Annotated in this window: 11 protein-coding genes; 5 read left to right on the top strand and 6 right to left on the bottom strand. The window is 49.6% G+C overall.

Features of this window, described 5'->3' with window-relative positions; all coding sequences use genetic code 11:
* Window positions 1-826: 826 nt before the first annotated feature.
* The 4 genes from ACMHXE_RS04915 to ACMHXE_RS04900 all read right to left on the bottom strand — a co-directional run bounded on the left by ACMHXE_RS04915 (window position 827) and on the right by ACMHXE_RS04900 (window position 4,603).
* On the bottom strand, window positions 827-2,548 hold the full coding sequence (locus ACMHXE_RS04915) for a SulP family inorganic anion transporter (protein ID WP_413731554.1): 1,722 nt from the start codon (window positions 2,546-2,548) through the stop codon (window positions 827-829).
* 33 nt (window positions 2,549-2,581) lie between these two features.
* Entirely contained in the window at window positions 2,582-2,992 is a 411-nt protein-coding gene (locus tag ACMHXE_RS04910; RefSeq protein WP_101056160.1) for a TIGR01244 family sulfur transferase, read from the bottom strand.
* A 15-nt stretch (window positions 2,993-3,007) separates the two neighbouring features.
* Entirely contained in the window at window positions 3,008-3,871 is an 864-nt protein-coding gene (locus ACMHXE_RS04905; RefSeq protein ID WP_101056158.1) for an MBL fold metallo-hydrolase, read from the bottom strand.
* Between the two features lie 117 nt (window positions 3,872-3,988).
* Window positions 3,989-4,603, bottom strand: coding sequence for a peroxiredoxin (locus tag ACMHXE_RS04900; RefSeq protein WP_413731551.1), 615 nt, complete (start codon window positions 4,601-4,603; stop codon window positions 3,989-3,991).
* A 320-nt stretch (window positions 4,604-4,923) separates the two neighbouring features.
* On the opposite strand from ACMHXE_RS04900, the gene ACMHXE_RS04895 reads away from it, so the two are divergent.
* Window positions 4,924-6,840, top strand: a complete 1,917-nt coding sequence (locus ACMHXE_RS04895; protein ID WP_413731549.1) for a DNA topoisomerase III — start codon at window positions 4,924-4,926, stop codon at window positions 6,838-6,840.
* A gap of 131 nt (window positions 6,841-6,971) precedes the next feature.
* Here ACMHXE_RS04895 and ACMHXE_RS04890 read toward each other — a convergent pair whose 3' ends face one another.
* The gene (locus ACMHXE_RS04890; protein WP_165565254.1) at window positions 6,972-7,163 is read right to left on the bottom strand and encodes a DUF4250 domain-containing protein; all 192 of its coding nucleotides are present in this window, start codon (window positions 7,161-7,163) and stop codon (window positions 6,972-6,974) included.
* Between the two features lie 512 nt (window positions 7,164-7,675).
* On the opposite strand from ACMHXE_RS04890, the gene ACMHXE_RS04885 reads away from it, so the two are divergent.
* Both ACMHXE_RS04885 and ACMHXE_RS04880 read left to right on the top strand, forming a co-directional pair.
* Window positions 7,676-8,848, top strand: a complete 1,173-nt coding sequence (locus tag ACMHXE_RS04885; RefSeq protein WP_071475950.1) for a porin — start codon at window positions 7,676-7,678, stop codon at window positions 8,846-8,848.
* 153 nt (window positions 8,849-9,001) lie between these two features.
* A complete protein-coding gene (locus ACMHXE_RS04880) occupies window positions 9,002-9,754 on the top strand; it encodes an outer membrane protein OmpK (protein ID WP_413731546.1) in 753 nt (250 codons plus the stop codon).
* Between the two features lie 171 nt (window positions 9,755-9,925).
* Here ACMHXE_RS04880 and ACMHXE_RS04875 read toward each other — a convergent pair whose 3' ends face one another.
* The gene (locus tag ACMHXE_RS04875; RefSeq protein WP_413731544.1) at window positions 9,926-11,449 is read right to left on the bottom strand and encodes a sigma 54-interacting transcriptional regulator; all 1,524 of its coding nucleotides are present in this window, start codon (window positions 11,447-11,449) and stop codon (window positions 9,926-9,928) included.
* A gap of 168 nt (window positions 11,450-11,617) precedes the next feature.
* On the opposite strand from ACMHXE_RS04875, the gene ACMHXE_RS04870 reads away from it, so the two are divergent.
* Window positions 11,618-13,177: a flavocytochrome c gene (locus tag ACMHXE_RS04870; protein ID WP_039032793.1), complete on the top strand. Its 1,560-nt coding sequence runs from the start codon at window positions 11,618-11,620 to the stop codon at window positions 13,175-13,177.
* A gap of 26 nt (window positions 13,178-13,203) precedes the next feature.
* Window positions 13,204-14,841 carry an HAL/PAL/TAL family ammonia-lyase gene (locus ACMHXE_RS04865; RefSeq protein ID WP_101056146.1) on the top strand — a complete coding sequence of 546 codons (1,638 nt, stop codon included), beginning with the start codon at window positions 13,204-13,206 and terminating at the stop codon, window positions 14,839-14,841.
* Window positions 14,842-14,884 lie beyond the last annotated feature (43 nt).

The following is a 14,884-nucleotide window of genomic DNA, read 5'->3' as shown; positions in this document are numbered from 1 at the left end:
GTCGCTCGCTAACGTGGTTTGAGAGAACACAACAGCTGAAACCAATGCCATTGCCACACTTATATTTTTCATATCAACTCCTTATGATTAACCAAAGTGCAATATCATGCTATCTATTGTGTGTTTTTTGTCCATGCCACTAAAGTCTTATCCCCGTAACACTTTGTATTAGCCTGCTGATGTTTAAGCCCTTTAGTGGATAGCTTCAGTGCCGAATTAAGGTGATATTCTGATTGGAATAGGTACAAAAAAGGAGTACAATCTTAGAAAATAAAGGTGCGTAACACTATGATTCAAAAGAGTTTATTTTTGGAGTGATGAATTGGCGGTTCAAATTGCTTTGGTCTTAACATCCTGAGCCCCTGTGCCACCTTAAATCCCCAGGGGGGCGCCGTTTCCGTGCCAGACTCAGTAAAGGGGGTAACTGGTTTTAGCTTTATCCGAAAGTGGCCAGTTTGGCTGGCAGTTGCTTAAATTACAGAGTGCTTAATCAGGGCTATTTTCGCAGGTTAACATGTTGCGGTATTTAATAAATTACGCGAGGTAGCTTAATTTAGCGAATGGTGCACTTCGGAGTTTAATTCGCGATAAATTTCAGTTGAAAATATTTTATTCAACAAAGCCTATTCGACATCGAGAACCGTTGGGATTGGTAATTGTTTAACGACTAAATAATAGCTCTCCAATCGTTTTACTTTCCTGTCCGCGCTAATCTGAGATTAACCTAAAAAACCGGATGACATGGGGTCATCCGGTTTTTAGTCTTTCGGTTAGCATGTTAAGTTATTTGTCTTAATTGATTGGCATTAGAAGACTATAGTTCTTTCTAAATTATCGAACTATCCAGATCAACTATTGCTTCATACTGACTAATATAAAATTTTCCTTTGAAGTGTTCAAAAAAGTCCGACTTTTGAATATCATCCATGACCGGGCCTTTAACTTCTGATAAGTGTAGTTGAATATTGGAGTTTTTCAGGCGGTCGTGAATTAACGTTAAGCTTTCCAGAGCACTAGTATCGACTGTGTTCACCCCGGATAACATCAATACCAGATGTTGGGTTTTAGGATACTGTTGCAAATGTTCCATTATCTGATCTTCTAGATAACGAGCATTGGCGAAATATAAGCTTTCGTCAATCCGCAGGCTGAGTACCGTTTTACTTTGGATGACATTAAAACGAAGAATGTTACGAAAATGCTGGCTTCCCTCAATTAAACCAACCACTGCAATATGTGGCCGACTGGTGCGCCATAGAAATAGCGCTAGAGATGTAGCCAGCCCCGTTAATACGCCAGTCTCAACATTAAATGCCAATACACCGATAATGGTAAGAAACATGGCGATAGCATCACTCTTTGCACTTTTCCAGGTATGGATAATGGCTCTCACATCAATCAGTGCCGATACAGCAACGATAATGGTTGCCGCTAACACCGCATGTGGCAAATAGGTAAACAGCGGGGTGAAATAAAGCACGGTAATGCCGATTCCAATTGCGGTAAATGTTCCCGCCATTGGCGTTTCAGCGCCAGCATCATAATTGACTACTGAGCGCGACAGACCACCTGTAACCGGGAATCCCCCATTAATAGCTGATGCGATGTTGGCACCACTTAAGGCAATCAGCTCCTGATTTGGCTCAATTCTCTGGCGACGTTTCGCCGCTAATGTTTGCCCAACTGAAGCTGACTCGACGAAACCGATAATACTCAGCAGAATCGAAGCCGGAAGCAGGTCTTCGATTAGTGCGAGATCGAGCGATGGCAGTGAAAAACTAGGCAAACCGCTTGGGATCTGGCCGACTACGCTGACGCCTTTTTTGTCCAGATCAAACAGGGCCACTAACACAATACTCAATATCATCACCATCACTGGAGCCAGTTTGATTGCATGACTTGCCAGTTCTGATGAAAGTCCTAGTTTGATCAAATTGGGTTTGAGGCTTTTGCGTGCATAGATAAGGGCAATCAAACTGAACGCCCCAATCATCAGGGTATAGAGATTAGTTTGGGGTAACGCAAGAATAAGATTGGTCAAGCGCTGCAGCACATTTTCCCCATGCAGTGACACGCCAAAAATATGTTTAAGCTGACCAATAGAGATAAGAATACCAGAAGCAGTCATAAAGCCAGAAAGCACCGGATGGCTTAAAAATGTGGTCAGAAATCCCAGTCTTAGTACCGACATTAGCAATAGCACTATACCGGAAAGAAATGCCAAGGTTGCAGCGGCGGTGATATAACCCTGGCTACCAGTTTCAAACAGCGGAGCAATGGCTTCTGCGGTCATTAGCGAGATCACCGCTACCGGGCCCACGGCCAGTGTTTTACTGGTGCCAAGCATTGTATAAATGATCAGCGGCAGGATACTGGCGTACAGACCAACAATGGGGGGCAGACCAGCAACCATCGCGTATGCAAGGCTTTGTGGGATAAGCATCAAAGTCACGATAATAGCAGCTAAGCTATCTTTTGTGGCGTCATGACGCGAATAATCAGGCAACCAAGATGATATCGGCAACCATTTCAACCAGGAATTTTTCATGCTTTGGCTATCCTAAGCAATGTGTGAATTCGGTTAATCGGGTTGCTTAACCCAACTAAGATCAAAACCCATTTCGGTAGCTTGGGCAATACGCCGATCAAATGAACCCAGTTCCGTGCAGCTCATCGACCAGAGTGCGCTGCAACGTGTTCCTGTGCGACAGAAAGCAAAAATAGGTTTAGGGGCGTGTACAAAGAACTGACTAAACTGCTTCCCCTGATCCTGAGTAATATTTCCGGAAATAACCGGTAAGTGAAAATAGGTCATACCATGTTCTTTAGCCAGTCGTTCAATTTCTCTATTCAAGGGCTGATTATTTTCTTCTCCGTCTGGACGGTTATTGATGATCGACTTAAACCCCATTGATGCCAGACGTGGTATGTCACTGGGAAAAATTTGTGGTGAAACGGTAATTGATTCCGTTAAATAGATTGGTGTCAGCATAACAGCAACTCCGTTTCAGACTTTATTCAATGGTATTTTCAGATAGTGCACACCATTATCTTCTTCCGGTGGTAACTCTCCGGCACGCATATTGACCTGAACCGAAGGTAAAATCAGGGTTGGCATATTCAGTGTGGAATCACGTGCTCTGCGCATCTCAACAAATTGCTGCTCAGAAATATTCTGTTTGACGTGAATATTGTATAGGCGCTCCTCACCAATCGTAGTTTCAAACAGATACTCTTCGCGATTTGGTGTTTTGTAGTCATGGCACATAAAGACACGCGTTTCATCAGGCAGAGCGAATAATTTCTGAATTGAGCGATAGAGGGTTGCTGCATCTCCTCCGGGGAAATCGCAACGGGCGGTGCCGTAATCGGGCATAAATAAGGTGTCGCCAACAAATACGCAGTTACCAATCACATAAGCCATACAGGCAGGAGTGTGGCCCGGAGTATGAATTGCGTGTGCTTCAATACTACCAAGAGTAAAAGTCTCTTGATCGGCAAACAAATGATCAAACTGACTGCCATCCATCGCGAAATCACTACCGGCATTAAATAGCTTGCCGAATGTATCTTGTACCACAGTGATTTTGTCACCAATACCCAGTTCGCCCCCAAGTTTCTGCTTGATATAGGGGGCTGCGCTGAGATGATCAGCATGAATATGAGTTTCAAGAATCCACTCAACCTTTAAGCCACTTTTCGTTACAAACTCAATCAGCTTATCTGCTGTTTCGTATGAAGTCCTGCCTGAAGCGGGGTCGTAGTCTAGTACCGAATCGATAACGGCACATTGCTGGCTGTTTGGATCTACGACTACATAGCTGTAGGTAAAGGTTTTCGGATCGAAAAATTCGTAAACGCCGGGAGTCATATTTCCTCCTTGATTCCATAAAAGATGATTAACGTCACGTGGGCCGGATAGCTCCTGTTTACATAGCAACAGGCATGGTTTGCGGATTACAGTTTTTTTACTGAAGTACCAGTCAACCTAGTTATAACCTTGAACTTTAAGTACTTCGGCTTCTTGAGCGGTTGCTGGTGGTGGAACAATCACTTCATTGCCTGGGAGCCAGCTTTCTGGAGTTGCACATACGTTTGCATCGCTAGTTTGTAGCGCTTCAACTAGACGTAGAATTTCTGCTACTGAACGGCCATTACTCATTGGGTAGTAAAGCATTGCGCGTAGCACGCCTTCAGGGGCGATAACAAAAGTGGCATGAACCGCAGAAGTATTACTCGCACCTGGCTGAACCATGCCGTAAGCACCAGCAATTTTCATATTTAGGTCAGCAATAATCGGGAAGTTAATTTCAACACCGAAGTTATCTTTAACGCTACGAGCCCATGCGATGTGCGCATGAACACCATCGATAGACAGCCCCATCAGTTCACAATTAAGCGCTGTAAAATCTGCACTTGCCTGAGCAAACGCCATAAATTCAGTGGTATATACCGGGGTAAAGTCTGCCGGATGAGAGAAAAGAACCAACCATTTACCTTTGTAGTCTTCCAGGCTAAGCGTACCCTGGGTGGTTTTTGCGGTGAAAGGCGGAGCTGCTTCATTTAGACCTGGCATCGCAGCTACAGTTGTCTGTTCAGTCATATAGCGTTTTTCCCACTTGCATCAGAATTTCATCAATAAGATTTTTCTAATGGATATACTATAATAGCATTCGCTACTAAGTACAAATAGAAATTCTCAATTAGTCCGAGAGGGTATAGCGATTAGGGAAGTGGGGATTCAGATAATAAACATCGGAACAAAAGTGCGTTAAACAGCTCGGCTTCAAACCAAGAACTATGGCTCCGGAGTTACCATAGGGAAGCATAAGAAGGATTATTTGCAGCCTAAAGCTGACTTGGCTAAAATTACTGTAATTTTATCCAGTAATACTGTCCAGTGACAGTCAAAGGACGCAGTGGATGATCCTCTATATCGCCGAAAAGCCCAGCCTTGGGCGCGCCATCGCCGAGGTGCTCCCTAAACCCCATCGCAAACATGAGGGCTATATCGAGCTTGGCAACGGTGATTGTGTTTCCTGGTGTATCGGTCATCTGCTGGAGCAAGCTGAGCCGGATGCTTACGATCCCGCCTACAAGTCCTGGCAGTTGGAACATCTGCCTATTGTCCCGTCCGATTGGCAGATTAAACCCAAAGCCAGCAGTCGCGGCCAACTCAGTGTCTTGCGTAAATTGGTCAAGCAGGCCAGTGAGTTGGTCAATGCCGGCGATCCGGACCGGGAAGGGCAGTTGTTGGTGGATGAAGTGATTGCCCATCTTGGGGTCAAGGGCGATAAGTTGGCGGCGGTCAAACGCTTGTTGATAAGCGATCTCAACCCGCAGGCGGTAAAGCGCGCCCTGGGGCAGATGCGCAGCAACCGCGAGTTTGTGCCATTGTCGACTTCGGCACTGGCGCGCAGTCGAGCCGATTGGCTCTACGGCATGAATATGACCCGTGCCTATACCCTGCAGGGGCGCAAGGTGGGCTATCAGGGGGTGCTGTCGGTCGGTCGGGTGCAAACCCCTGTGCTTGGTTTGGTTGTCCGGCGCGACCTGGAAATCGCTGCCTTTGTGCCCAAACCTTTTTATGAAGTACTGGCCCATCTTAGCACCCAAGAGGGGAGCTGTTTCAGCGCCCGCTGGCAGCCCAGTGAGGCTTGTCAACCTTGGATGGACGAAGAGGGGCGGGTGCTTTCGCGCGGTTTGGCGATGAATGTGGTCGGCAGGATCACCGGCCAACCCGGCCGGGTTGATGAGCTGGAGCGCAAGCAAAGACACCAGGCACCGCCTTTGCTCTATAGTCTGTCGGCGCTGCAGATTGATTGCGCCAAACGCTTCGGTATGAGCGCCAAAGAGGTGCTGGATACGGCGCAGTCTCTGTACGAACGGCATAAATTGATAACCTATCCGCGCTCCGATAGCCGTCACCTGCCCAAGGCGCAGTTCCAGCTGGCCCCGGCAGTCTTGAATGCCATTACCCAAGGGGCAGCGGAGCTGCTGCAAGGCTGTGAAGCGCCCAATCCCGCCCTTAAGTCCAAGGCCTGGAATGATGCCAAGGTGGACGCCCATCACGCGATAGTGCCTACGGAAAAGACGGCTAACCTTGGTGTTTTATCACAGCGTGAGCGTCAGGTGTATTTGCAGATCGCCCGTCAGTATTTGGCGCAGTTTTACCCTAATTATGAGTACCTTGAAACCCGCGTTGTGATCGACATTGTTGGAGGTTGTTTCGTGGCCAAGGCCAAACAGCCATTGAAACAGGGGTGGAAGCAATTGTTTGGCAAACAAAAAGCCGACGATGAAGCGGAAGATATTCAAACTGCTTTGCCTGAGCTGACTCAGGGGCAGATGCTGGATTGCCTCAAGGGGGAACTAGTGGAAAAGATGACCCAGGCCCCCAAGCATTTTACCGATGCCACACTGCTGGCGGCGATGACAGGTATAAGCCGCTATGTGAAAGACCCAGAGATCCGCAAAATTCTCAAGGAAACCGATGGTCTGGGCACAGAAGCGACCCGCGCCGGGATCATTGAACTCTTGTTTAAACGTGGCTTTTTGAAACGTCAGGGCAAGAGTATTTTGGCTACCGAGGCCGGTAGCGGGCTTATTCAAAGCCTGCCTGAAGTGGCCACCACGCCGGATATGACGGCGCTGTGGGAAAGTAGCCTAGATGCGATTTGTCGCCGTGAGCTTAAATATCAGGCCTTTATGCAGCCCTTGACGGCTAAACTGGGCGAGCTTATTGAGCAGGCCAAGGCACAACTGCCTACGGCCTTGAGTGGCGTGAAAAGTACAGGCTTCAAAGGACGTAAACGCCGCAGCGGCGCTTATGCCAGCTAAGGCTGGTGCCTCCAAGGGCACAAGCACCAAAAAGAGCACTGGCAACAAGACGGGCAGCGGCAAGCGCAACTATCGCTCAGCGACCAAGAGCAAAACCAAAGCCCTGTTCGCAACTTCTTGAGGACGGGCGGTTATTTCAAGCGTCGGTATTGGTTGGACAGGGCATGATACTCGTATCCCAGCGCACTGAGCTTATGCTCGAGCAGGGTAGGCGACAGGTCAAGCTCGTAATAAAGTGCATCTCTATCCGGGCAGCGGAGTCTTAGTTTCTCATTGACTATGCCCAGCAGTATTTCGGCGGGCAGATGTTGCAGGCTTTCCATATTCCCTCCAGGTGTCAGCGGTTGACTGCCCCATAATGCAATAGAGTTGGCTTGGGTTGCAAATCTTGGCTGAATATATTTAAAGTTTTACAAAATCAATATCTTAATAAAGTAATTTTATTTTCTGTTCAAGGCGGTTTTATTGATCATTTTTATCGGTTCCTGTTACATCAAGCATTCGCGATCACTTTAACCAATCTTAACTTAAGTGTTTAAAAATCAATCTGTTAATCTTTGTTGTCAAGGTGATTGATTCAGCCCTTGTCGATACGCATGCATCCCTTTTGCTGCAGAAACAGTTCGCTTGTTACAACGATATTTAATTCTTCCCACGGCATTTAACGCTTTCCAATCACGATATTTCACGGTTTGTCGATCCAGCGCAGGAAACCAGGGGCTGGAATTGGCTTTTTTACAGCTGGCACGCAAACTGCAGCCCTCGAGTAACACATAGAAATATGTCTAATAAATCAGCGTATTAAACGCGTTTTACTTATAAAAGGGTAATGAATATGAACAAGAAGATCCTGGCACTTGTGATCCCGGCTATGCTGGCGAGTGGCGCTTCTCAAGCTGTAGAACTGTATAAAGATCAGACCAATAGTGTAAACATGATAGGTTGGCTGGGTTTTGCCGCCTTTAATGATGGTCATGAAACATCTGTTATCGATAATTTCTCTCGCGTAGGTTTCCGTTTTGATCGCCAGGAACGCAACGGCTGGCGCGCCTTTGCCCACACTGAGTGGGGCATTAACATGGTGACCAGTGATGACGGCCTGATCTACACCCAAGGCCAGGGCGGTGGTCAGATGCGTGCCGAGAAGAACAGTGACTTCTTGTTCAACCGCTTGGGTTATGTGGGTATGGCTCACGACAAGTGGGGTACTCTGACTTTCGGTAAGCAGTGGGGGGCATACTATGATGTGGCTTATACCACAGATATCCTGGATGCCTTCACTGGCTGGTCTGTAGGTGCATACACCTTTGGTGACGGCGGCCTGACAGGTGCTGGTCGTGCAGATGCTGCCTTCCAGTATCGCAACACCTTCTTCGGCAAGCTGCATATCGCCCTTCAGTATGCTTCCAAGCAAAATGACGACGTTGCCCTGTTTGACGAAAACGGCGCGGCGCTAAATGATGGCTCTGAGCTGAGCTTTGACTCCAGCTATGGTGCCAGCGTGACTTACTATGTAACCGATAAGTTCAAGGTATTGGCCGGTTTCAACCGTGGTGACTTTGAAGGCAACCTGGCCGGTGTCGCCGTTGATGATACTAACCAGATCGTCGGTATCGGTGCCCAGTACGGCAGCTTCTACCAGTATGCTCCAGGCCGCGAAGCAGATGGTCTGTACGTTGGCTTCAACGCTCACAAGAGTAAGCAAAACGAACTGGTTGGTGGCAACTTGTACGATTCTACCGGTGGTGAATTCATCGTCGCTTACCAGTATGACAACGGCTTTGTTCCTTCATTCCTGCTGAGCTATCAGGATCTGGATACTGATGCCAACACCGCCATCCAAGGTGACTGGACCCGCCAATTTGCAGTTCTGGGTCTGCACTACCGTTACAGCCGTGACACTGTGATGTATGCCGAAGCCAAGATTGACTTCAGCAGCATGGATGACAAGTCCTGGGAAGATCTGCAGGACAACAACTATGCGGTAGGTATCCGTTACTTCTTCTAAGGGGCTCCCTGTATTTCCCTGCATAGGCCACCTTAGGGTGGCCTTTTTTTACTTTATTCAATAGCTTATCCATTGCATTGGACAAGGGAAACTAGATGCCATCAAGGACATGAGTCCAGGGTGTGAAGGAAACACTGATTGAACAAGGAAAAGATGAAACTCAATAGTAAAATAATCGGGTTGGCCGTTACTTTGCTTGGCGGTTTTGGCATGGCTGATGCCGGCGCATCGACTCAAATAGAAGCCGGTTATTTGGGGTTTACAAGCGCCACCCGTGACGATAATCCCGGGGCTTTCAACCAAAGCTTTGTGGCGCTCAGTCATTTCAGTCGTGACGAGCGCAATACTTTTTACCAGCTGCTCAAGGTGGAAAACCCCGGTAAATGGGTGGCGGATAAACGGGTCGCCTTCAAGTCATTGACGGTTTGGCATTATCGGCTCAACGAAGAGCGTACCGCACTGTGGCTGCAAAACTTTCTCGGCACCCATAAGCACCTGACCGAGGACAATTTTTATCTCGGCTTGAAGCAGCATTTTGATTGCGGTGCGCTGCGTTTCAACCTGGGGTTGGCGGGGCACTATACTGTGAGTCAGTCCAATCTGACCGATAAAGATTACTCAGGGTTATCCGGCGTAGTGTTCAATGGCAACAGTTATTACGATTTGCCCGTGTTCCCCAAAGGTTGGAAACTAAACTTGGATTACACCGCCGCTTTGGGGCGTGACCACGAGCATGCGGCTGTTTTTGGTTATGACGACGATTATGGTCATCAATTGTTTGCCGCTGTTTCCGGCCCATTGGCACAAGACTTGAGTCTCAAGCTGCAACTGACACACTACAAGAGTTGGGGCACTGCACCCAACGATGGCCTGGAGTACAGCTTCTCTCTTCGCTACGCTTTTTAACGCCACGGGTATATGCGGTTTTAAGCCTGTCGATGCAATAAGATGCAACAGCAAGACCCGGCAGCAAGGCGCAATAAAAAGGCCGAAAGTGATGACTGTCGGCCTTTTATGTTATTTTTCCCCGTCGGAATGAGCTTGCTCCTTTCCAGAGTCGTTTGCTATGTCCTGTTTCTAAACGATCCCCAGTTTTTTCATCTTGCTGCGTAGAGTATTGGGGTTAATATCCAACAGCTCGGCAGCACCGCCGGGGCCGTATAGCTTGCCGCCGGTCACTTTAAGGGCGTGCTCTATGTATTTACGGGTCATGGTTTCCAGCGGTACCAGTTGATTGCCCGCATGGCTGGGGTCGACCACTATGGTCTGGCCGCTGGCAGTGGCCACGGCTTCGGTTTGCGGCGCCAGGAAACTGAAGTCCAGTGGTCCGGCCGGGTTTTGAATGATGGCCCGCTCCAGCACATTAATCAGCTCCCTGACATTGCCGGGCCAATTGTACTGACTGAGAATGGCCAACTGCTCAGGGCGGATACAGGGTAGTTTGAGTAACTGGAATCGGGCGCTCAGCTGTTCAATAAAATGTTGCACCAACAGAGGGATATCTGTACGCCGCTGGCGTAAAGAGGGGATGTCTATCGGGAATACCGCCAGCCGATACCAGAGATCCTCACGAAAATCCCCCTGATGCACCATGGCTTGCAGGTGCCTGTGGGTTGCCGCTATCACTCTGATGTTCAGGTGTACCTGTTCATGGCCACCGACCCGGGTAATGGTGCTGTTTTGCAGTACCCGCAGCAGTCTCACCTGAGCCGAGAGTGGCAGTTCACCAATCTCATCTAAGAAGATGGTGCCGCCGTTGGCCTGTTCAAAATAACCGGCCTTGCGCGACTCTGCGCCGGTAAAGGCGCCTTTCTCATAACCGAACAGCTCTGAGTCGATAAGGGTCTCGGGAATGGCGCCGCAGTTGACTTTGACAAAGGGTTTGCCGGCCCTGGCCGAGAGTTCATGAATGGCGTTGGCGATCACCTCTTTACCGCAACCGGTTTCCCCCAGCATCAGTACTGTGGTGTTGAGATGGGCGATGGATTGCACTTGTTGCATCACCTGTTTCAGCCCCGAGTTGGCACCGACCACACCGTTTTGCACATCCAGCGTGCGTTTGAGGCTAACGTTTTGTTTGGCCAGCGCCTGATTTTCCAGCAGCAGATTACGACCTCTGAGGTTGAGGGCTGTGATCAGGGCAAAGGTACTCATCTGTGGCGCCAACATATCTGCGTGTCGGGGGCGGAAGGAGCCGGCACTCTTGGAATAAAAGCCTACTATGCCCAAATGGGTATCTTCCATCGACATACGTAAAATGATCAGTGAGCGGATCCCGGGGATCACCTTAGGGGCAACCTGGGATGTCACGGGATCATGATCAATGTCGTTAACAATCCTCACCCTGGGTCTATCGGGATCTTCCAGCGTTTTGGCCAGTCCCTCAGGGAGGGAAACCTGGACATCAAGCGTGCTTGCCTGCGTTTCGCTGGCCTGGGCGATAAATTGTATGTCGTTGAATTCTTTTCGATAAATGTTAATGAATAGGCCGTCGAGAGGCACTGAGTCACGTACATAGTCGAAGTAGTGTTTAAGCGAGGTTTCCAACTGCAGGCTACTGCAGAGCCGCCTGGTACACTCGTAATAAAAGTGTTTTTCCATTGATATTTCAAATAAACCGCGAAGTTTCGTGATTGTAGATCTTTATATTTCGTGATTCTGTGGCCGTAATCATAAATCTCCCCCTGAGCACCTCTTTTTGGTTAGTTGGCATGGCCAGTGCAACTGGTTGACTGAAGTTCTTTCCCTGCATGAAAGGAAAATAAGTACATGACAGAAAAACAGAAAATAGACAGTAGTCGTCGTCAGTTGCTCAAAGGCGGCGCCGCTCTGGCAGTGACCGGGGTGGGGATGGCTGTCAGCAATGGTGCCATGGCCCAGTGTCGCGAACAGGCGCCGGAATCCTTTGATGAACTGGTAGACGTATTGGTGGTCGGCAGTGGCTTTGCCGGTATGGCAGCGGCCCTGCAGGCCCGTGAAGCCGGCGTCAGCGTAATGGTTATCGATAAGATGCCGGTTTTTGGCGGCAACTCAACCATTAATGGTGGTGCTATGGCGGTTGCCGGTTCTCCGTTGCAAAAGCAGGCAGGTATTGAAGATTCAGTTGATGCCATGGTGGCCGACATGTTGCGCGCAGGTCGTGGCATGAATGATGTTGAGATGCTCAAGCTGGTATGTAACGGCACGGCGGAATCATGCCAGTGGCTGATTGACTACGGCGTCAAGTGGAAGCCTTTCGTACAGCATTTCGGTGGTCACAGTGTGCAGCGGGTACTGCAGACAGTTGAAAGCTCCGGTGCCGGTATCATACGTCCGCTGGTCAAGGCGGCCCGCGCCAAAGGCGTGATCATGAAAAATCAAACCAAGCTCGAATCTTTTATCCGAGATGACGAAGGCCGCGTGATCGGGGTCGAGGTTCGTGAAGGTTATTATTTCCCACGGGAGCGGACAGGTAAGATACGCACCATAGGTGCCCGCAAAGGGGTGATCATGGCGACCGGTGGCTTTGGCCGGGATATTGAATATCGCATGATGCAGCTGCCTGAGCTGAACAATGATCTGGACTCAACCAACCATCCGGGTGCGACATCTGAAGCACTGAAGCAGATGATGCTTCTGGGTGCCAACCCTATCCATCTGGATCAAATTCAACTGGGCCCATGGGCATCACCTGATGAGAAAGGTTTTGGAACTGCATCCCAGTTCAATACCATCGCCACTTATCCTCACGGCATAGTGGTGGATGTGCGCACCGGTGAGCGTTTCTTCAATGAGCTGGCCGATCGTAAGGCGCGTGCCGATGCCATCATGACCCGCAGAGATGAGCACAACAACCCTGTGTACCCCATTGGCTTTACCAATGCCGAAGGCGCCAAGAATGCCCAAACTCTGGATTGGGGCATCAAGTATAAGGTGATCACCAAGGCTGACACCCTGGATGAGCTGGCCAAGGCTTATGGTATGCCGGCCGACAAGCTCAAGGCGCAGGTGGCCCGTTGGAACGAAGCGGTCAAGAGCGGTGATGACAAAGAGTTTGGTCGTCCAATGCAGGAAGCCATAGTCCTGGACAAGGGCCCATGGTACGCAGTGCGTATGTGGCCAAAAGTTCACTACTGCATGGGTGGTGTCAAGGTTAATACCAATTCTGAAGTCCTGCATCTGGTCAGTAACCAGCCGATTGCAGGCTTGTATGCGGCCGGCGAATCCACCGGCGGTATTCACGGTGCCAGCCGCCTAGGTGCCTGTGCTGTGGCTGAAGGTATTGTTACCGGCCGTAACGCCGGCCGCAATTGTGCTGCTGCCAAGCCGGTTGCACTGAAACAAGCGTAACAAATTCAATAATAAGGAGTAAGATGATGAACAAATCTTTAATGCTGGCGTCGCTGACGCTGGGTCTGATGTCAGGCAGTGCTCTGGCAATGGAACAAGTGGTTCTGGATGGCAAGCATATGACTCAGGAACAAGCCTGGGCCATTGCCGATGGTGCCAAAGTCAAAGTAGCCTCTCAGGCCCGTACCAAACTGGTTAAGGCGCACGAGTTGTTGATGGAAGCTGCGCGTCTGGGTAAGCCGGTTTATGGTCTGACTGTAGGTGTGGGCCTGAACAAAGACCACAAGCTGTTTGATGCCAATGGTAAGCTGAGTGCTGCCGTTATGGATGCTTCCCGTAGCTTCAACTACAGCACGCTGCGCGCTCACAGCGCCGGTGTCGGTGAGCCTATGCCTGTGCGTCTGACCCGTGTTGCTCTGGCTGTGCGTCTCAATACCATTCTGGCCGGTCAAACCGGGGTTCAGCCTGTGGTTGCCGACCTTTACGAAGCCTACCTGAACAAGGGGATTACTCCTGTCATTCCTTCACAGGGTACTGTGGGTGAAGCCGACATCCTGCTGGCCTCTCATGTAGGTCTGGCGATGATTGGTGAGTGGGAAGTGTTCTACAAGGGCAAGCGTGTCAGCAGCCGTGAAGCCATGGCCGATGCCGGAGTTCCTTTGCTGGAGCCTATGGGTAAAGATGCTCTGTCCATCCTGTCCAACAACGCGGTGGCTGTAGCCTATGCGATGAAGGGCTATCAGGATGCCAAGCACTTGCTGGAAGTGTCCCCAACCGTATTCGGTCTGAGCCTTGAAGGTTTGAACGGTAACGTGGCACCTTTCCTGCCACAAACCAATGATATTCGTCCTTTCCCTTATATTCAGGCAACTACCAAGGATATTCTGGCGCAGCTGGATGGAAGCTATCTGTGGCAACTGAATGATGAGCGTCCGCTGCAGGATCCTCTTAGCTACCGTACCACAGCCTACACACTGGCCAGCGCCAAGAAAGCTCTGGTGGATCTGGGCGAAGTGATCGATATTCAGATCAACCACTCAGACGATAACCCTGCCGTGGTACTGGGTGCTTCCAAGGACTACAGCCAGTTCCCTCAAGTAGCCAAGTACATGGTTGAAGGCAAGGGCGGTGTGTTCCCAACCACCAACTTCGAGCCACTACCTGTTGCCCTGGCGGTACAGAACCTGAGCACTGCCCTGACTCACGTGTCTCACAACAGTGTAATGCGCACTATCCACCTGTCTGATGCCCACTTTACCCGTCTGAGCCGCTTCCTGGCCGGTCCGGAAAACAATGGTCATGCTTTCGGTGCTATCCAGAAAGCCTTCGTTGACATGCAGGTGCGTAACAAGCAACTGGCTAGCCCGGTTTCATTCGATGGTGTTCAGATTGCCGGTAATATCGAAGACACTTTCACCAACCTGAAACTGGCTTCTGACAATCTGGTCCAGATTGTTGACAACACCAACACCATCTATGGTCTGGAGCTGCTGCACTCTACTCAAGCTATCGATCTGCGCAAGATGCACGATAAGAGCTTGAAACAGGGTAAAGCCACAGGCGCTATGTATGAAGCTTATCGTCAAAAAGTGCCTTTCGTAAGCAAGGATCGCCCTTTCACTCCTGATATTCAGGCGTCACACGACTTTATTGCCAACTACTGATAGAAGAGCGGGGCAGGCAACTGCCCCGCAACAGGAAGCCCAA

Source organism: Shewanella sp. BJSY2023SW007 (genome assembly GCF_047314525.1).
GTDB classification, from domain to species: Bacteria; Pseudomonadota; Gammaproteobacteria; order Enterobacterales; family Shewanellaceae; genus Shewanella; species Shewanella chilikensis.
The sequence above is the reverse complement of the archived record's forward strand: the minus strand, read 5'-3'. Positions and strand labels throughout refer to the sequence as shown.